This window comes from Sulfuricurvum sp., from assembly GCF_028710345.1.
Taxonomy (GTDB): Bacteria; Campylobacterota; Campylobacteria; order Campylobacterales; family Sulfurimonadaceae; genus Sulfuricurvum.
The window spans coordinates 292,980-311,500 of record NZ_JAQTUH010000001.1 but is presented as its reverse complement, the minus strand read 5'-3'; the positions used below and the strand labels follow the sequence as shown (position 1 = coordinate 311,500).

At 42.1% G+C, this 18,521-nt stretch carries 23 protein-coding genes; 9 read left to right on the top strand and 14 right to left on the bottom strand.

The window, feature by feature from the left end:
* Positions 1–67: 67 nt before the first annotated feature.
* From PHC76_RS01655 to PHC76_RS01640, 4 genes are read right to left on the bottom strand one after another with little or no spacing between them, the layout of a single operon-like run.
* Positions 68–889 (bottom strand): glycosyltransferase, encoded by an 822-nt coding sequence (locus tag PHC76_RS01655; protein WP_299970775.1) that lies wholly within the window; start codon positions 887–889, stop codon positions 68–70.
* A complete protein-coding gene (locus PHC76_RS01650; protein WP_299970772.1) occupies positions 886–1,968 on the bottom strand; it encodes a glycosyltransferase family 4 protein in 1,083 nt (360 codons plus the stop codon). The genes PHC76_RS01655 and PHC76_RS01650 overlap by 4 nt, the downstream gene beginning before the upstream one ends.
* Positions 1,958–2,719: a glycosyltransferase family 2 protein gene (locus PHC76_RS01645; protein ID WP_299970769.1), complete on the bottom strand. Its 762-nt coding sequence runs from the start codon at positions 2,717–2,719 to the stop codon at positions 1,958–1,960. Before PHC76_RS01645 ends, PHC76_RS01650 begins: the two co-directional genes overlap by 11 nt.
* Positions 2,716–3,453 carry a polysaccharide deacetylase family protein gene (locus PHC76_RS01640; RefSeq protein WP_299970767.1) on the bottom strand — a complete coding sequence of 246 codons (738 nt, stop codon included), beginning with the start codon at positions 3,451–3,453 and terminating at the stop codon, positions 2,716–2,718. The genes PHC76_RS01645 and PHC76_RS01640 overlap by 4 nt, the downstream gene beginning before the upstream one ends.
* A 104-nt stretch (positions 3,454–3,557) precedes the next feature.
* Between PHC76_RS01640 and PHC76_RS01635 the strand changes: the two genes are divergently transcribed.
* The 3 genes from PHC76_RS01635 to PHC76_RS01625 are packed head-to-tail and all read left to right on the top strand — an operon-like array spanning position 3,558 to position 4,982.
* Positions 3,558–3,797 carry a hypothetical protein gene (locus PHC76_RS01635; protein ID WP_299970764.1) on the top strand — a complete coding sequence of 80 codons (240 nt, stop codon included), beginning with the start codon at positions 3,558–3,560 and terminating at the stop codon, positions 3,795–3,797.
* The gene (locus PHC76_RS01630; RefSeq protein WP_299970761.1) at positions 3,790–4,218 is read left to right on the top strand and encodes a PIN domain-containing protein; all 429 of its coding nucleotides are present in this window, start codon (positions 3,790–3,792) and stop codon (positions 4,216–4,218) included. Before PHC76_RS01635 ends, PHC76_RS01630 begins: the two co-directional genes overlap by 8 nt.
* Positions 4,215–4,982, top strand: coding sequence for a lipopolysaccharide kinase InaA family protein (locus PHC76_RS01625; RefSeq protein ID WP_299970758.1), 768 nt, complete (start codon positions 4,215–4,217; stop codon positions 4,980–4,982). The genes PHC76_RS01630 and PHC76_RS01625 overlap by 4 nt, the downstream gene beginning before the upstream one ends.
* Here the strand turns inward: PHC76_RS01625 and PHC76_RS01620 are convergent.
* On the bottom strand, positions 4,942–5,913 hold the full coding sequence (locus tag PHC76_RS01620; RefSeq protein ID WP_299970756.1) for a glycosyltransferase family 9 protein: 972 nt from the start codon (positions 5,911–5,913) through the stop codon (positions 4,942–4,944). The two genes, PHC76_RS01625 and PHC76_RS01620, sit on opposite strands and share 41 nt — an antisense overlap.
* A 143-nt stretch (positions 5,914–6,056) precedes the next feature.
* On the opposite strand from PHC76_RS01620, the gene PHC76_RS01615 reads away from it, so the two are divergent.
* Together PHC76_RS01615 and waaF are read left to right on the top strand one after the other, a co-directional pair.
* Positions 6,057–7,232, top strand: coding sequence for a glycosyl hydrolase (locus tag PHC76_RS01615; protein ID WP_299970753.1), 1,176 nt, complete (start codon positions 6,057–6,059; stop codon positions 7,230–7,232).
* Positions 7,229–8,209 (top strand): lipopolysaccharide heptosyltransferase II, encoded by a 981-nt coding sequence (gene waaF / locus PHC76_RS01610; RefSeq protein WP_299970750.1) that lies wholly within the window; start codon positions 7,229–7,231, stop codon positions 8,207–8,209. Before PHC76_RS01615 ends, waaF begins: the two co-directional genes overlap by 4 nt.
* Positions 8,210–8,348: 139 nt before the next feature.
* Here the strand turns inward: waaF and PHC76_RS01605 are convergent, their stop codons facing one another.
* From PHC76_RS01605 to rfaD, 3 genes are read right to left on the bottom strand one after another with little or no spacing between them, the layout of a single operon-like run.
* The gene (locus PHC76_RS01605; RefSeq protein WP_299970747.1) at positions 8,349–8,936 is read right to left on the bottom strand and encodes a YfaZ family outer membrane protein; all 588 of its coding nucleotides are present in this window, start codon (positions 8,934–8,936) and stop codon (positions 8,349–8,351) included.
* On the bottom strand, positions 8,930–10,354 hold the full coding sequence (rfaE1, locus tag PHC76_RS01600) for a D-glycero-beta-D-manno-heptose-7-phosphate kinase (RefSeq protein WP_299970886.1): 1,425 nt from the start codon (positions 10,352–10,354) through the stop codon (positions 8,930–8,932). The genes PHC76_RS01605 and rfaE1 overlap by 7 nt, the downstream gene beginning before the upstream one ends.
* Positions 10,354–11,364, bottom strand: coding sequence for an ADP-glyceromanno-heptose 6-epimerase (gene rfaD, locus PHC76_RS01595; RefSeq protein WP_299970743.1), 1,011 nt, complete (start codon positions 11,362–11,364; stop codon positions 10,354–10,356). The genes rfaE1 and rfaD overlap by 1 nt, the downstream gene beginning before the upstream one ends.
* A 124-nt stretch (positions 11,365–11,488) precedes the next feature.
* On the opposite strand from rfaD, the gene PHC76_RS01590 reads away from it, so the two are divergent.
* Positions 11,489–11,785 carry a c-type cytochrome gene (locus tag PHC76_RS01590; RefSeq protein WP_299970740.1) on the top strand — a complete coding sequence of 99 codons (297 nt, stop codon included), beginning with the start codon at positions 11,489–11,491 and terminating at the stop codon, positions 11,783–11,785.
* Positions 11,786–11,842: 57 nt separating this feature from the next.
* Here the strand turns inward: PHC76_RS01590 and ccoS are convergent, their stop codons facing one another.
* The 6 genes from ccoS to trpS form a co-directional block, all read right to left on the bottom strand.
* Positions 11,843–12,061: a cbb3-type cytochrome oxidase assembly protein CcoS gene (ccoS, locus tag PHC76_RS01585; RefSeq protein WP_299970736.1), complete on the bottom strand. Its 219-nt coding sequence runs from the start codon at positions 12,059–12,061 to the stop codon at positions 11,843–11,845.
* Between the two features lie 84 nt (positions 12,062–12,145).
* Positions 12,146–14,539: a heavy metal translocating P-type ATPase gene (locus PHC76_RS01580; RefSeq protein ID WP_299970734.1), complete on the bottom strand. Its 2,394-nt coding sequence runs from the start codon at positions 14,537–14,539 to the stop codon at positions 12,146–12,148.
* A complete protein-coding gene (locus PHC76_RS01575) occupies positions 14,526–15,011 on the bottom strand; it encodes an asparaginase domain-containing protein (RefSeq protein ID WP_299970732.1) in 486 nt (161 codons plus the stop codon). The genes PHC76_RS01580 and PHC76_RS01575 overlap by 14 nt, the downstream gene beginning before the upstream one ends.
* A complete protein-coding gene (gene gmhB, locus PHC76_RS01570) occupies positions 15,011–15,514 on the bottom strand; it encodes a D-glycero-beta-D-manno-heptose 1,7-bisphosphate 7-phosphatase (protein WP_299970729.1) in 504 nt (167 codons plus the stop codon). The genes PHC76_RS01575 and gmhB overlap by 1 nt, the downstream gene beginning before the upstream one ends.
* Position 15,515: 1 nt before the next feature.
* On the bottom strand, positions 15,516–16,103 hold the full coding sequence (gmhA, locus tag PHC76_RS01565; RefSeq protein ID WP_299970726.1) for a D-sedoheptulose 7-phosphate isomerase: 588 nt from the start codon (positions 16,101–16,103) through the stop codon (positions 15,516–15,518).
* A gap of 73 nt (positions 16,104–16,176) precedes the next feature.
* On the bottom strand, positions 16,177–17,142 hold the full coding sequence (gene trpS / locus PHC76_RS01560; RefSeq protein WP_299970723.1) for a tryptophan--tRNA ligase: 966 nt from the start codon (positions 17,140–17,142) through the stop codon (positions 16,177–16,179).
* A gap of 104 nt (positions 17,143–17,246) precedes the next feature.
* On the opposite strand from trpS, the gene raiA reads away from it, so the two are divergent.
* Genes raiA through hemJ form a run of 3 tightly spaced genes read left to right on the top strand, consistent with a single transcriptional unit; the run spans position 17,247 to position 18,521 of the window.
* On the top strand, positions 17,247–17,588 hold the full coding sequence (gene raiA / locus PHC76_RS01555; protein ID WP_299970721.1) for a ribosome-associated translation inhibitor RaiA: 342 nt from the start codon (positions 17,247–17,249) through the stop codon (positions 17,586–17,588).
* 6 nt (positions 17,589–17,594) lie between these two features.
* On the top strand, positions 17,595–18,026 hold the full coding sequence (gene trxC / locus PHC76_RS01550) for a thioredoxin TrxC (RefSeq protein WP_299970719.1): 432 nt from the start codon (positions 17,595–17,597) through the stop codon (positions 18,024–18,026).
* 51 nt (positions 18,027–18,077) lie between these two features.
* Entirely contained in the window at positions 18,078–18,521 is a 444-nt protein-coding gene (gene hemJ, locus PHC76_RS01545) for a protoporphyrinogen oxidase HemJ (protein ID WP_299970717.1), read from the top strand.

Below are 18,521 nucleotides of genomic sequence, written 5' to 3'. Positions count from 1 at the left end.
AACATAATAAAGGTAATTTTTTCGTAACAACCAATACATTTTTGAATGATATTATGGATAATTTTAACTATTTAACGTGAGTATTGATTCCTATCTCACATACAAATCGGTTTTTCTCTTTATTTTTGAGCATCTTTTCCCAACAATCTGCCCCGACGTCTCGTTCATTGAACGTATGCCATAGATGAAATTGATTAGCCACATTCTTGCATGATTTGATCTCTAATCCAGCAGCACGAAACCGCCAATCCAAATCAGTATCATCACTAATCGAATTTTCACCATACGATTCATCAAACCCGTTCAATGCGATCATATCTTCTCGAAAGCATGAGAAGTTACACCCTAAAATCGATGTATTTCTTTTGCGAAGTTTCGATAGAAGGGGATATAACCACCCTCTAGGTGAGAGATAAATACCATACTCATATTTGGAATTTTTCTCAAATGCCAAACCGATATATTTATAGAGCCGTTTTTCGATATCTAGTAAATCAAGCGTTTTAGATTTCACTTTTTTAGTCAAGGATTCCGATAAATTAACACGTCTACCCGATAAAACCGTCTTTGGCTTGGCTAATGCTACATGAGCTTCTACAAAAGTCGTATAAGGGACACAATCACCATCGATAAAAATAAGGTACTCTCCACTGCTGGCAATAATTCCATTATTTTGAGAACGTGACTTACGTACTCCGGTATCTTCGTGTGTTGTATGTTTCACATCCAAATCGGTGATGTTCATCACATATTCTCGCATTTGAGGATTTTCTCCGTCTTCGGCGATAATCACTTCGAAATTTTTATAAGTTTGATGCTTTAACGCCTCTATGATTAAAGAAAGCGATTCTACATCTTTGTAAACGGCTACGATCACACTGGCTCTCATAAATTCTCCAAAACTTTTTGTAACTGTTCAAACTGCTTTTCACTCTCAAATACTTCTAACGCTTTGATTCTTCCTGCTTCGGCAAATACCTGACGAAAAGTACTATCACGGTAAAGTAATATTAGCTTGTCTGCCAGATCACTACTGTCAAACGTTTTAAAGAACAATCCATTAACATGATCATCGATAATTTCCAACGGTCCACCGCTGGCACTTGCAACGACACACACCCCACACATCATCGCTTCTATTAGTACCAAGCCAAATGTTTCATTCTCCGTTGCCAAGACAATCACATCACATAACTGCATCATCGTCTGAGCTTCACGGGTAAATCCAGTAAATACTGCAACATCAGCATAGTCGTTTTGAAGCTTTTGGAGATACCCATCATCCATCGCATGACCGACAATCATTGCTTTGGCATCGATACCGTTTTGATGCAATGACTTAACCGCTTCAAGGAGAATATGCTGTCCCTTCGGCTCTTCGATTCGCCCGACAATCCCCACCGTAAAAGAATCGTTAAGCCCAAGTTGACGTCGGCGTTCTACACGTTCCTCAGACGAAATTAGCGCCGGCTGTTCTGCACCGATGTAGAGCACCTCGGTTTTAGGTCGAATATCGAAAGGGATAAATTTTTCAATCTGTGATTTTACCTGATGAGTTACAGCGAGCATCATGTCGAGATTTTTATAGAGGAATCGGTGATAAAAATCGTCTTTGAAACGGGTCATTGTCATGTGACGAGACTGCACAACTTTAGGACGACGCTTTGAGAGGAGTTTAGCCATAATCGCCAAAGGTAAATCTTTCGTCCAGTGCAAATGGATGATATCGATCTCTTCATCATCAATAATACGGGCAAAGTGACGGGCATTGAGCCATGAAAGGAGAACATTACGTCGTTTTAGCGTTGCATAGCGATAAGAGGTATTCTCATAATAGCCCTTTAACTTCCCTTTTTCATTGATAACACTAATACAGGTATCTCCCAAATAACGCGAAGCACGCATCATATAAAGTTCTAATCCTCCCAAATCGGGAGAGAGACATAATTCACAGATTTTAGTTGCCACGTTTACTCTCTTCTTCTAAGTTCATCTCATACAGTTTAATGTATTTGTAAAAATTGGTCGCCATATGAGAAAATGCGATAATTAGCCCCGCATATCCGTCCAAAAATCCCCGCTTGAGAATATAGGTTCGGAAAAATGAGTAGAGTCCGTTAAAAAAAGCTTTGGAGGGAGATGATGATTTTTTACCGACATTATCGGTCGCAAAAAGGGTTGAGTAGCGCTCAAGTTTGACAATAAAATCAGAGATACTCATGTAGCTATAGTGTTTCATGTTTCCAGCAATGGGGAGCTTTTTCATCCCCTCATCGATAATGTTTTCATGGACAAAATTATCATTAAAGCGCGTGACACTTCGGTTGTAAAGACGGCGTATTTTTTGGTTATTCCAACCGCAATGACGGATAGGAATCTCTTTATAATAGGCGAGAAAATTGACAATATAGATGGTTTTTGGATCCAGAATTTCGGTTTTTAGTGCGTGCAACAACTCATCATCAACCACCTCGTCACTGTCGATAATCAAAATCCAATCATTCTTGGCAAAACTTGCCGCACGATTTTTGGTCGTTCCAAATCCGTCAAATTCCCCTTCAATCAGATTTACATTGGAAAACTTACGGGCTATCTCTTGTGTCCCATCACTCGAACCGTTATCGTAGACAATAACATCATCAAATTCGCTCAAACTTTCAAGTGAACGTTGAATGGTATGTGCTCCGTTTTTGACAATCATTACCGCCGATACGTTCATCGTAACCCTTTTACTATTTTTACCACGGTTTTAAACCAAAATCCTAATTGTTTGAGGGGGGCAAATAACTCATCCGCTCTTTGTAGTCCATCCCCTTTTATCCGATAAATCAGTCCTCCGATACCATCCCATGAAGGGTTGAGGGCATTACCGATTCGAAACACGTAAGAATAATGTTCACGAGCCAATGCAACTACTGCATCATTGTATTTACCATAGGGGAGGACAAACGAATCAACCCTAAACCCTAGTTTCTCTTCGAGTGCGACTTTTGAGCCAAAAATCTCTTGCTCCAAATCAACCCCATCTTCACTCAAATTAAGATGGTTCATCCCATGAGAAGCGACCATTACATGTCCGCTTTTCACCATCTCTCTTAGCTCCGCATAGGTACAAAACGGAGCGAAAGTTTGATAGTTTTCGTAAATTTCGCAATGTTTTAAAGAGAGACGTTTTTCCAGTGCAATCTCGGTATCATCGAGGATATAAGCCGAAGGTACGGCAAGAAGAGCTTTAAGATTGTACTTTTTGAGCAATGGAAATACATAATGATAAAAATCAAAGTAGGCATCATCAAACGTCAAACAAATAGAGCGTTTACTTAGCTCATCACCGGGGAAAACCGTCGTATAACGCTCCGCAATCAATGCTAGATGCTCTTCCATCATCGAATCACTGTTAGAGAGGGGGAGGTCATCACTGTTGATATGATGGTACATAATGACATTCAACATGAGCATCCTCTTTTTATTCTATGACGTTAATTATACGTTATAACGACTGTTTTGGAAATAAATGGTTATAATACATAATAATTCATACATAACAAGGAATACAGATGTCAGCTACATTGCGTAAAAATTTCGTTTTTGACAGTACTGTTGTTGCCCACTTGGAAGAGATCGCCAAAATAGAAGGCCTCTCATTAACCAAAGCAATCAGCGAAATGATTGAACAACGTTATGAAGAAATTGCAAAACAAAAGAGACTAGAAGCGGCGATGAGCATCGTAGGTAGCGCTTCAGGCGTATTTGGAAATTTAACTATTCAAGAAATAAAAGCACAAATGGATGTTTAAGCGACTCTTTTTGGATGCCAATATTTTGGTGGACTTTGTGGATGATACAAGAATATCGCATATTCAGAGCAAAAAAATAATTATTGATTCACTGCAACGAAACGTACACCTTTTTACGAGCTGCGACATCGTAACAACGGTTTATTATCTTAGTGCTAAAAAAGACAAAAAACAAGCACTCAATGAAATTACAAAAATCAATCGTTTTTGTAAAATAATTGATTTTTCAAACAATGAAGTTGAAGAGACCTGTGCACTTATGGCTCAAAACAGTTATTTTAAAGATTTGGAAGACACCATCCAATATATCCTCGCTAAAAAAGCTTTATGCGATTGCATTATTTCCAACGATCAACGCTTTTATAGCCCCGATATTCTTCTCCTAAGTAGTGAACAATTTTGTGAAAGGTTGGGATTATGAAATTTTCATTAACCACTCCTCTTCACTACGCTTATCTCTCTGACTCATTGGAATCAATTCAAACAATCTTTACCGGTGATAATCACTCTATACATAAAGCCCGCAATGAACTCAAAATCATTGAGATAGAGGGGATTAAAACGGTTGTTAAATCGTTTAAAGTCCCCCATCTGCTTAATCGTATCGTCTATACCTATTTTCGTAAAAGCAAAGCGTACAAATCGTATCACAATGCGCTTCGCCTAAAAGAGTTAAACATCGCTACCCCTGAACCTATTGCGTTGATTGAATTTTTCGAATCAGCTCTATTGGCGGATAGCTATTTTATCTCAGAATTTTTCGACTACGATTTCACCATCCGCACACCCCTACTTGAACCGCTCGAAGATAGGGAAGCCATTTTCACCGCATTTGCCACTTATACCTATGGTTTACACCAAAAAGGGGTATGGCATCTCGATTATTCGCCCGGTAATATTCTCATCAAAAAAACAGAAAGCGGGTATCAATTTAGCATTGTTGACATCAATCGGATGGAGTTTCGAGAAATTTCTCCTCTACAGGGTTGCGAAAACTTCAATAAACTCTGGGCAAGCGATGAGGAGTTAGAGATAATGGGTCGGGAATATGCAAGATTGAGCGGATTTAATGTGGCCGTGACGATTGCGGAGATGAAACGGCATAATGACACTAACAAACGGACTAAAAATTTTAAAAAATCACTTAAGCGATGGCTGAGAGGAAATTTCTCAACTCCTGCTTGACCTGCTCAAACATCTCTGCGCGCCCTTTTGGCTCTAATGGAATCATAAAATGGTGCTGTTTACTCTCCTCTCCGATACTTTTCCATCGTAACGCAGAAGCAAATCGTGAATCACCGAAAAAAGTAAAGGTTTCACAACCGCTGGCAGATGCTAGATGATACGTCCCCGTCGAGGTGCTGACAAAGAGTCTAAATCGGCTAAGAAGAGCTGCGAAATCGACCACACTTCCACGTGAGCGGTAAAGTTTCACCCTCCGCTCATCCACTAACTCTTGTGCCTCATGGTACAATTTTTCTTCATCGGGGCCAAATGTCATGAGTATATCGACGCTCTCAAATTCTTGGGCAATCCATACCAGTTCAACGTACTCATGGAGTGTCCAATTCGCATCGGATGATCCTCCGAAACCGGGGTGAAAAGCGATGATGGGTTTGGTAATCGTAAATTCCTCACAAAAGGTTTTGAAAATATCCTCATCAAAATGGAAAAGGGGTTTGGGAAAATCCAACGATATCTCAGGAAAAAGTGCACGGGTAAGCTGAAGATTGTACTCGAACTCTCCCATTTTTACTTCACTGCGACGTTGCGTAATGCGGCGATTGTAAAAGATTTGAGCTATTTTAGTGGCGGGGGCGATTCGGATGGGAATGCGGGCAATCCACTGCACCAGCGCGACGCGAGTATTGGAAAAAAGGGTGATTGAGGCATCGATATGGGCGTGTTTCAGTTTCAACGCCAGTGCTAAAATATCTTCACCATTATCGATAATCACCTCATCGATAAAATCGCACGATTCGGCGAGTTTACGGTTTAGGGGAGCTACAAGGGCGATGATTCGGTTTTGCGGGTTATGGTGTTTAAGGACATACAATGTCGGCAATGCGGTAATAAAATCACCCAGTTTATCGTTGCGTACCACCAGTATATTCATTCTCTCTCTTCCTTCAAAATAACCGTTTTTCGTCATTCCCGCGAAGGCGGGAATCCAGCTAGACTCCTGCCTTCGCGGGGATGACAAATCTATGAATTGGTATTTTACCCGATTCGATGTAAAGATAACGGTATAATACGTATATGAAACAACCATTTTCTTGGGATTACTACTCCGACCAGCCCTCTATTATTCGTGATCGTGCACTTAAACGTGCCATGCGTCGCAGTGCCCTCCCCTCTCTTATTAAAACATTTTTTATTGCCCTCATCCTCCTCCCAATAGCCATACTATTGATACCATTTATTCCACGCCGCTCTCTTACAGGGGAGTCATTTTTCGGAATGGGGGTGAATCTGGACAAAGAGCCCAATACAACCCCTTACTTAATTGATGAGTTAGGTGTCAAAAAACTTCTTATCCGCATTCCGTTGTGGGAGATGGAGAAGCTACATGAATACGTCGCGTTTATCCGTAGTTTTACGAACAAAGAGATTACGGTTGCGCTGTTGCAAGATCGTGAACATATCACCTCTCCAACCCTCACTAAAGATCATCTCATCCAAATTTTCGAAGCACTGGAGGGTCTCTGCACTACCTATGTTATCGGTAGTACCATTAACCGCGCTAAATGGGGATTTTTCAGTGTCAACGAATACCTCGATTTTTATGCTGTTGCGTATGAGCTGAAAAAAACACGCTTTCCCCATCTCAAACTTATCGGTTCGAACGTAATCGATTTCGAGTACCATTTCACTGCGCACACCCTCTTTAACCTCGCAAAAATCAAATTTGACGCACTCGGAAGTCTCCTCTATGTCGATCGTCGCGGAGCACCTGAAAATACACAAATGGGGTTTTCCCTTATGGAAAAAATCAACCTTTTAAGCAGTTTGATCTCTCTAAGTCCTAAAGTCTCTAAGGAACTTATCATCACCGAAACCAACTGGCCGATAAAAGGGACTGCCCCTTATGCTCCAACGAGTGAATATGAGTGTGTCAGCGAAGAGGATTACAGTGATTACATGGTTCGCTACCATCTTCTCGCCTTTGCTTCACAACAAGTGAGCTGTGTTTATTGGCATCAACTCATCGCTCCTGGATACGGTTTAATCGATAATCGTGAAGGGCTTATCCGGAAGCGAAGCGCTTTTGAAGCGTATAAAACGATGGTTTCTCATTTACAGGATGCCCAATTTATCCGCTATACGCAACGATCAAATGAATACAACCTGATCTGCTCCACCCATAGAGGAGAGTTACATATCACATGGACTCCCACCTCCTCCCCTATCTATACCTATAAGGCAGAGTCATGAAAATACTCATCATCCTCCCCAACTGGCTCGGTGATGCAGTGATGGCGACCCCTGCAATCGAAGCACTGTGTAAAATCTACCCTGAAGCCGAACTCACTTTAGTGGGATCATTCGTGAGTATCGAAGCGTTAAAATATCACCCTCAATGCAAACGCTATATTATCGATGAGACAAAAAAAGGGGGAAATCGTCTCCTCAATACTTATAATTTTGCAAAAGAGTTGGGTGCGCATGATATAGCGATTACCTTTCGCAATCAGCTCCACTCATCACTGCTCCTCTATTGGAGCGGTACACCAATCACAGCAGGGCGCAAAAGTTGGCATTCATCATTGCTACTCACACATGCTATCACACCTTCACACCCCTCCCATCTGGTAGAACAATATCGTGATATTGCCCAAAGCCTTAGCTCCGCTTTGCTCATCATCGAAAACCTCAAACTTCATATCCCACCGCACCGCTTTTCGCGTCCAACATTAGGGATTAATCCTGGGGCAACGTATGGGAGTGCCAAACGGTGGTATCCGGACAAATTTGCCGAAGTGGCACGCGCCTACAGTGATCGTTTTGAAATTATCCTCTTCGGAGGACCCAATGAAGTGGGGATGGCAAACGATATTGAATCTCGCCTAGAGGGGATCAATGTTACCAATCTTGCAGGGAAAACATCGATTGTGGAGTTGTGTAGCTTTATCGGCGGGTTGGATCTCTTTATCACCAACGACAGCGGTCCTATGCACGTTGCGGCAGCGTATCAAGTCCCCACCGTTGCAATATTCGGACCGACACGTCATTTAGAGACTTCCCAATGGATGAATGAAAAAAGTATCATTGTACGACACGATATGAAGTGTGCACCGTGTATGAAGCGCGAATGTCCGTTAGGACATCATGAGTGTATGACAAGTATTACCGCAGATGAGGTGATTAAAGCTGTTAATACTATCGCGCTTCAAGGGCATCACGCCGAGTGAAACACAGCGTTAGCGTAGTCTACGGAGCTTCGCTTCGAAGACGTTAGAACAATAAAAAGCGCGAATGCCCGTTGGGACATCATGAGTGTATGACAAGTATTACCTCAAATGAGGTGATAGAAGCAATAAAGAAGATTATTTAAAAATCGAGTCTCATATTAAAATACCATGAATCGTTATAGGTAACATTACGCATGATCAAATCAGTATCGATACTGCGGTACCCAAAACCAATTCGCGCATGCTCTATCGGCTCAAAATCTACTCCAACTCGAATCTCCGTATACCCATCACTATCTTGAAAACTAAGTGCTGAGGGTGCATAATAAAAAGCACCGTTCATATAGGTAGGAAAAGGGAGCTGAAGTGGAAGTTGTAATTCACCCTCAACACCTAAAGGAGCAGCGAGATAATACGACCCGTCAATCTTAGTGTATTCAGTTTTAACCCCAAAACCAACTTTTAGTTCTGGTACTCCACGTACAGATTGCATCACCATAAAAGAAGCTTCTAGTAATGGATCAGTATCATTAATCGTATCACTGTTTCTTTTATCTCCATTGAGCACTCGCGCACCGATATAAGCATTGTTTATCGCATAACCCATACGTCCCAAATCCAAGCGAATATCGCCACCTACATCGTGTTCGTTTACATTGATACCTACATGATTCTCCGCAAAAAGAGCGGTACTTACCAATAATGTTAATGCTATCTTTTTTAGCATGTTGTCCCTTTATTAATTTTTTCTATTGTTGCTGTCGTACTTTTACCATCGACAAATTGAACCAGTCGTAATTCACTAGCAAATTCTGCTCCAACAACCGCTTTTCCCTCATAATCTCCCCCTTTGACGAGGATATCGGGGGCAATACTTTTGATCAACTCATACGGAGTCTCATCACTAAAAAGGACCACATAATCGACCGCTTCCAATGCGCCTAAAATATAGGCACGATCCTCTTCTCTATTCACTGGACGGGTCGGTCCTTTTAGGGTACGGACAGAATTATCGGTATTGAGCCCGACGATCAATACATCCCCATAGCTTTTTGCCTCTTGAAGATATTTGACGTGACCCACATGGAGAATATCAAAACAGCCGTTGGTAAAGACGATTCGTTTGTTTTTCGCTTTAAGACGCTCTACAATCTCCACAATTTGAGTGTGTGTTTTGAGATGATCGCGCGAATCACTCTGATGAAGTGATGCTTCATACTCTTCTATTTCATCGAGCGTTACGGTAGCCGAACCGATTTTACCCACCACCACGGCAGCCGCGCGGTTAGCGAACTTGGCAGCGTCATCAATACTCATACCACAAGAGAGAGCAAAGGAGAGTGACGCGATGACCGTATCACCAGCCCCCGTCACATCAAACACCTCACGAGCCACCGTCGGAAAACGGCGCATTGTCCCATCATCGATTGCAATACCATCTTCAGAGAGGGTAATCATCGAACACTCCAAATCACACGTCTCTTTCAAAGATAAAAGAGCTTGTCGTAACGACACATCATCATTAATCGACATTCCCGTTGCTTCTGAAGCCTCTTTTTTGTTTGGAGTAAGAAGATAAGCACCCCGATATTTGGTGTAATCTTTCCCCTTAGGATCGACCAATACTTTTTTCCCAAAAGCACGAGCATGGGAAATAATCCCCTGCGCAACAGCGTCAGTAATGACCCCTTTGCCGTAATCTGAGAGAATAACGACATCGCATTGATCCATAATACTTGCGGCATACGCTACTACGGCGTGAGCAGAGGATTCAGAAATTGCCTCTTTCGATTCACGGTCATAACGGAGGATTTGTTGATTTGATGCTACGATACGACTTTTTTTGGAAGTTTTACGAGCCTCTTGAATCACTAGACCATCCGTAGAGACACCGAGATTATTCAACATTTTTTGAAGCTCTTCCCCGATCTCATCATCTCCGATAACACCGGCAACAAATACGCTCGAACCGAGTGCCGCTAGATTATTGATAACATTCCCAGCCCCTCCAAGTACCGTCGTTTCACGGGCAATATCTACCACTTGTACCGGTGCTTCGGGACTAATACGCTCACACCCTCCCCACAAATAGTGGTCAATCATCAAATCACCGATAACGAGAATACGAGGTTTAAAATGGCGCATCATGAAAGCTCCTCCGCAAACAGACGTTTAATCTCTGGAATATAAGCTGCTATCCCCTCTTCAAAACTAAAACGGGGCTCATATCCTAAAACGTCACGTGTTGTTTGAATATCTGCTTCGGTGTGGAATTGATAACGTCCGATAAAAGGGTTCGGGACATACTCACACACATACGATGTTCCCAACTCGCTTTGGAGAATATCTACCATCGATTGAAACGATCGCGCATTCCCTGTCCCTACGTTAAATACACCCGATTGACGAGGAGATGCCGCTAAAATATTGGCTTGCATGATATCCTCAATGTAGATGAAATCACGAACAATCTTATCGGAATTTTCAAAGAGTTTCGGATTTTTACCGCTTAAAAGCTGATGACCGAATTGCACCACCATCGATGCTGTCTTATTTTTGAAAAATTCGCGCGGGCCGTAAACATTAAAATAGCGTAATCCGACGATACTAATATGGTTATGTTTTTGGCTATATTTACCTGCTAGATGATCCATCATTAGCTTCGAAAAACCGTAAACGTTTTGAGGGGCTTCCCGTCCCACTCTCTGAGGAGAGGGGGCATCTCCATAAGTAGCACCCGATGAAGCATAAATCATATTAGCCCCATGAGCCACTGCTACATCGAGTAAATCTCCAAACGCATTAACGTTGGTTTGAATCATCAAATCCTGTTCCAACGCCGTTGTATCTGAAATCGCCGCTTCATGATAAATATAATCAAATGTATAACGCTCACGTAAATCGAGCAAAAGAGCTTTATCATTGATATCGCCGCTAATCACCGTTCCGCGAAATCCTAATAAATTTTTAAAATGACCGAAACTTTTAAGATTACCGTTTGATAGGGTGAGATTGGAGCGAAATGAATCCAAAACCACTACATGCGCCGCAGGATAGTTCTCTTGAAAATAAAAAGCGAGGTTGGAACCGATGAATCCTGCCCCTCCCGTAATGAGAATAGTTTTGGTGTTAAAATCAACATTGCTATAGAGCATAAAGAATCCTTCTTAAAGGTAGTATCATATTGTAACAAACTCTTTATTAAAGGTGAAACAGTTGGAGTGCTTTAAGATTGATAGGATTATAATATCACCGAAATTTTTAATATGGAGAAAACAAATGAAAAAAATTGCTCTTGCAATGTTATTCGCTGGTGTATCAATGATGGCTGCTGATGGAAAAGCACTTACTGCTAAATGTGCTGCTTGTCACGGTGCTTCTTTCGAAAAAGCGGCTCTTGGTAAATCAGCTATCGTAAAAGGTCAATCAGAAGCAACTATCGAAGCTTCTTTGAAAGCATACAAAGCTGGTACACAAAACAAAGCGGGTATGGGTGCATTGATGAAAGGTCAAGTTGGAGCAATGTCTGACGCTGATATCAAAGCAGTTGCATCATACGTAGCAGGAATCAAATAATTTAAACACCAAAGGGTTTATCCCTTTGGTTCTTTATCCATTTTTCTTTTAGTTTTTTTATTCCGGTCTGTAATCTTTCTTTTTTAGTGCTTCCCGTTTTTTCTGTTGATCTGCTAAATCATTCAAATCTTTTTCATCATCAAACTGTACTTGCGACATCATCTTCTTTTCATCATCAAATTGACCGTTTTTAATGCCCCATAAAAAAGCAATTAACGCAATACCACCCAATACCAATGAAGCCCCTAGCATCATTGCAATTACCCAAGAATCCATAATTTTTCCTTTTTGCACTGTCATCCTGAACTTTGATTCAGGATCTATCTTTTTAGATTCCGTGTCGAGCACGGAATGACAAAATTATTTATACATCCATCGGCTTCGCATCGAGTTGCTAACCACCAATAAAGAACTAAACGACATTGAAATCGCCGCTATAAGCGGTATCACATACCCCATCATCGCCAATGGTATCGTAATGCTATTATAGAGCAATGAAATTCCAAGGTTTTGCTTAATCAATCCATACGTACGGCGACTGATTGCAAACGCCTCTACGAGTGAGGTCAATGAGTCATTGAGCAATACTACATCACTCACTTCGATAGCAATATCGCTTCCACTCCCCATAGCAATCCCGATATCAGCCCGCGCAAGTGCTAAGAGGTCATTCACCCCATCTCCCGCCATTACCACACCATACCCCTCATTATGAGCTTGTGCTATAAACTCAGCCTTCTGCTCTGGAATTAGGTGTGCATGCACCTCTGTAATACCCACTTCACCCGCTACTCGCATTGCAGCACTCTCATGATCTCCGGTGAGCATTACAATACGTAGCCCGAATTGTTTTAATGCTTCAATCGACTCAAGAGCTCTCTCTTTTGGCAAATCTCTAAGCTCAAACGTGGCAATAAGTTCTCCCTCTATCGCATAATAAAAAAGGCTTTGCTCACTAAAAGATTCGATTTTAATCCCCAAATCATCCATCAGTAAAGCATTCCCTCCGGCAATCATTTTAGTATTAGAACGTGCGACAACTCCCCGTGCTGAAATCTCACGCACTTCGTCTAATGAGCTTTGTTCAAACATCCCCTCAGACCGTTCTAAATACTCCGCCACCCCTCGACTGATTGGGTGTTTAGAGGCACGAACGAGGGAATAAAGCTCTTTAACATCATACCCTTTATGGATAGTTGCATAGACCACTTCAGGTCGCCCCTGAGTAATCGTCCCTGTTTTATCGAGCACTACCATCGTCGCTTTTGCCATCGTCTCGATTTGAGCGGCTGATTTAAAGAGTATCCCCCGCTTCGCCCCCAAGGCTAATCCCACCAGCGTTGCCACCGGAGTCGCTAATGCCAAAGCACACGGACAAGCGATAATGATGACCGAAATCCCCACCATGAGAGAGCGATCAAAAGAATGAGGCCAAAAATACCATATCCAAAACGTTGCAATCGCTAAAAAAAGTATGGTCGAAGAGAAATGTTGAGACAGTCGATTTGCCAACTGCTCGATATGGGGTTTTTTCGACATCGCATTCTCTAACAGATTGACCAAATGCGAGAGGGTTGAATTGGCAAAATCCTTACTCGCACGATAATTCACTACCGCATCGATACTGGTTGTCCCACTGATAATCAAATCCCCGACACGTTTAAAAATCGGCTCTGATTCCCCCGTGAGATTGGACTCATCAAAACTCCCCTCACCGCTTAACACCTCTCCATCGATAGCGGCTTTCTCTCCACTACGGATACGGATAACATCCCCTACTTTGACCTCAGAAACATTTACCTCTCGAACACTCTCCCCCTCGACAATGCTCACTTCGCTCGGGATATGTTTACTCATAACATCGAGGGTATCAGCAGCATTTTTACGGCTTAAGACCTCTAAAAATTTCCCGAATAGTACAAAAGTGACAATCATTGCTACCGAATCGAAATAGGCTTCCCCTTTTTCAAAAACAGTAATATAAATAGAATAAAGATACGCCAAACTTGAACCCGTCACCACAAGCAAATCCATCGTTACCGCTTTGTTGCGTAAACCGTAATATGCTCCGCGATAAAAGACCCATCCGCTGTAAAATAGGACAGGAGTTGCTAAAAACCACTCGGCAACATTGAGAATCGTCTTTACATCTTGTGCAATACCGGTAAAATACCCCGCATACTGAGCCACGGCAATCCACATCATATTCATCGTCGCAAACGTCGCTACCGCCATCCGCAAATAGTAATCTTTACGCTCCTTGTTGGCTCTCACCTCTTGAAACGTTGCATCATACGGAAATGCGTTATATCCGATAGCACGGATCATATCGATAATCGCAGAGAGCTTGAGAGTGTCACCATCCCATGTAATACGAGCTTTATTATTGGTGTAATTGATATGGGCTTCAATGACACCGGGTAACTTATGGAGTGCTTTTTCATTGAGCCATACACATGCCGCGCAGTGTATCCCCTCAATTACTAAAGAGACTTGTTTTAGCCCCTCTTTATCCATCGTAATAAAACGCTCGGCAAATGCAGGGGTATCAAAGTTGGTACTCGCTTCAAACTGCTCCGTTGGAGGAGCGAGAGTGGTGTCTCCCATTTTGGCATAAAAACTCTCTAGCCCTTCATCTTGGAGAAGATGAAAAATCCCTTGGCACCCTTTACAGCAAAAGCGATGATCGCCATCGTGGATCATTACCGAATCTGAAAATTCTAAGTGACAATGGTCACATTTAACTTTGGACATAGTAAAACTTTCCGATTTCTCGATTTTTAGATACATGATTGTATTGTCCGCATACCCCTTGCATCACAATATAAACCCCACTGCATGAACGCTGAGCAAACCCTATCGCCATTGCCAGATTTGCCGTTGATTCAATCGGATCAATATGAAACGGTACCATTGCACCGGTAAAAACCACCGTTTTTTTCAGATTCATTACTGCAACTGCTTCGGCACTTAACTCCATCGTGTCGGTACCGTGAACAACGATAACGCTTGTCTCAGAACTTTGCCGAATCGTTTCACAAAGTATTTCTCTATCCGCATCATCCATCTCTAACGAATCTTTATAAATAACTCCATCAATGCGTATATCAATCACCAGTGATTGTAAAATCGATTCAACAGCACGATTATCACGCGGAACAAACAACTCCCCCCCTATCGGGTCATAACGTTTATTAAAGGTTCCGCCGGTATTGAGTATAACCATTACAAAAGCTCTTTCAATGAGGTAATGATACGCTCTGCTTTTGATACAGTCACATCGGATGATAATAGAATATTTGTTTTCACTCCGGCACGCAATGATGCTTCAATATCCCGCTCATTATCTCCAATCATCACCGATGCAGACATATCAAGATTATAGGTTTGTTGCGCTTCTAAAAACATTCCGGGTTCAGGTTTTCGACATTCGCATACTCCATCGATACTCTCATGATGAGGACAATAGTAAATATGGGTGATTTCGATACCGAAGCTTTTGAAATGTTCCACCATCCAGCGACTCAAAATTGCAAAATCCTCTTCGGTGTAATACCCTCTTGAAATCCCTGACTGATTCGTGACGATGATAATCAGATACCCCTGCTCTTGATACCTACGGCACACCTCGATGATCCCCTCCATGAGTTCAAAATCATCGATTTTATGGAGATAATTTTTCTCCACATTGACGACACCATCACGATCCAGAAATAAAGCTTTGTGCACCTTACGCAACTCCACCTGCAAAGAGCTCTTTTTCGATGATATCACAGAGGATATGACCGATTAAAATATGAGACTCTTGAATACGAGGTGTCGCATTGGAAGGGATGATAATCGCGTAATCCGCCATATTGGCCATTTTTCCACCATCACGCCCGACAAGTGCTACCGTTGTAATCCCTTTGTGTTTAGCTGATTCAAAAGCGTTAATGATGTTTTGAGAGTTCCCTGACGTAGAGATACCGATAAAAATATCCCCCTCTTGTCCCATCCCCTCTAACTGGCGAGAAAATACCTTGTCATAACCATAATCATTACCGATAGCGGTGAGGTTAGAAGTATCGGTGGTCAATGCCAATGAAGGGATAGAAGGTCGATCAAATCCATAACGCCCAACCAATTCCGCCGCAATATGCTGTGCATCGGCAGCTGATCCCCCATTACCGGCAAGCATCGTTTTTTTACCTGCTCGATATACCTCTACACACGCTTGCGCTACCGCTACAATCGACTCCAAAAGGGGTTCATTCTCTAAAATAGCTTGTTTCGTTGCCGCTGAATCGGCGATTTGTTTGATAATGTAATTTTTCATTTGTTCTCCTGCATTTATGTCATCCTGAACTTGATTCAGGATCTCAGATTGCGGATCGTGTCCGCAATGACGATTAGTATTTAATCCCCGTAACCGAACGGACCTTTTCGATAATCGGTTGCGCAATAGCACTCGCTTTGGAAGCACCGCTTTGCAAAATCTCTCTCACCTCATCTTGGTGCGCTTCATAATAGGAGCGTTTTTCTCTAAATGAGCGAAAATACTCCCACATCACTTCGGCGAGATAAAGCTTGAAATGCCCGTGACCTTCACCACCACGAGTATAGCGCTCTTGCAATGCGACACGCTCATTCTCATCCAAAAAAAGTTTCACAATATTATACACATTACAGTTTTCGAATTCTTTTGGCTCTTCGACACCGATTACTTCGGTTACGATTTTCTTCACTGTTTTAAGTTGCGCTTTCTCTTCGCCGAAAATCGTAATCGTATTGCCATAACTTTTTGACATTTTTTGTCCATCCGTTCCGGGAACAGTAGCCACATTTTCATCGACACGAAATTCAGGTAATGTAAAAATATCACCGTATTGGTTGTTAAATTTAAGGGCGATATCACGGGCAATCTCAACATGCTGAATCTGATCTTTCCCTACTGGAACGACTTGCGAACCAAAAAGTAAAATATCGGCTGCCATGAGGACAGGATACGAAAAAAGACTATGATTGGATGCTATCCCTTTAGCCGTTTTATCTTTATAGCTATGAGCACGCTCTAACAATCCCATCGGTGTAAACCCTGAGAGAACCCAATAAAGTTCCAAGACCTCTTTGACATCCGATTGCACCCAAAAGGTACTTTTGAGAGGATCCATCCCCAGCGCTAAAAAGTCCGTAGCCGCCTGCATGGTCAGTTTTGAGAGCTTTTCACCGTCGTTGAGACTCGTCATCGCATGATAATTAGCGATAAAGGCAAATACTTCATGATCGTTTTGTGATTCAATCATAGGGAGGATTGATCCAAAATAGTTTCCGATGTGTAAATCACCGGATGGTTGAATACCTGTTAAAACGCGCACTTTATCTCCTTGAATAAAGATAATTCTACCGCAATGTCACTTAAGCTTCCTCTTAAGAAAAAGTGTGTTACATTATGCTCATATCTACCTATAAAGGATTTATTATGAACGTTCAAATTCGCGCAAAAGAGATTACTCTCACCTCTCACCTAAACGACCATATCGCAGCCGCTATTGAAAATTTTAAACGCTACCATTTGGATATTACCACTGTTAATGTCATGATTAAAAAAGAGAAACAAAATGTTGCCGTCGAATTTGATATGCATATTGCTCACGCACAACCGGTGGTTATCTCCGATAGTGACCACGATATTGATACCGCTATCGATCTTGCGATCGAGCGTGCGAACAAAGCACTCGGACGGCTTCACGATAAAATGAAAGACCACCACGCAACCTCTCTTCGCGATATTGCTCTCCCCGAAGAAGTAGAAGCGGAGTAACCTCCAATGAATAAGATTAATGTGGTATGCCCCCATTGCGGGGGTGTAAATGCCATTCCTCTAAAAGAGTCTTACACAAAAGCTGCGTGTGGTCACTGCAAAGGCTCACTTCTCGAAACCAAACCACTCTCACTCAACACCACGTCGTTTGATAAACTGATGGTGAACGATGAACGTCTCATTATTGCCGATTTTTGGGCACCATGGTGTGGACCGTGTCGCAGTATGGCACCTTCGTTCGAAGAGGCGGCACGCAGTTTCCCCCTCAAAGCACAGTTTGTCAAAATCAACACCGAAGAGGTTCAAGAACTTGGCTCGCGCTTTGGTATCCGCTCTATCCCGACCATTATTGCCTTTAAAAACAACCGCATCGTCGATCAGTTTAGCGGAGCTTTACCAACCCCTCAAATTATTGCCTTTGTTAAAAAACATCTGTAACTTTTAGCTTCCTTTTGCTAATCTTTCCAAAATTATTATGAGGAAAAATATATGTACAACTGGATGCTTTGGTTTCATATTATCTCCATGGTGTCATGGTTTGCAGTACTCTTTTATCTCCCCCGTCTTTTTGTCTATCATGCAGAACATGCCGATAACAGCGGTTTTATCGAAGTGATACAAATCATGGAGATGAAGATTTACAAATACATCGGTGTCCCCGCATTTTGGGCAACCTTACTCTCTGGAATCGCATTAATCGTGATGTCAACCGCACACTATGGAATCAATATCTTTAAAATGGGGGGATTTATGCACGCCAAGCTCACACTAGTAGCTATTCTCGTCGCTTACTTTTTTTCATTGGGACATTATCGCCTCAAACTCAAAGAAAATGCTAATTATAAAAGCGGGAAGTTTTTTCGGATGTATAATGAAATACCGACCCTTTTACTGATCGGTATTGTCGCGCTGGTGGTTGTTAAACCGTTTTAG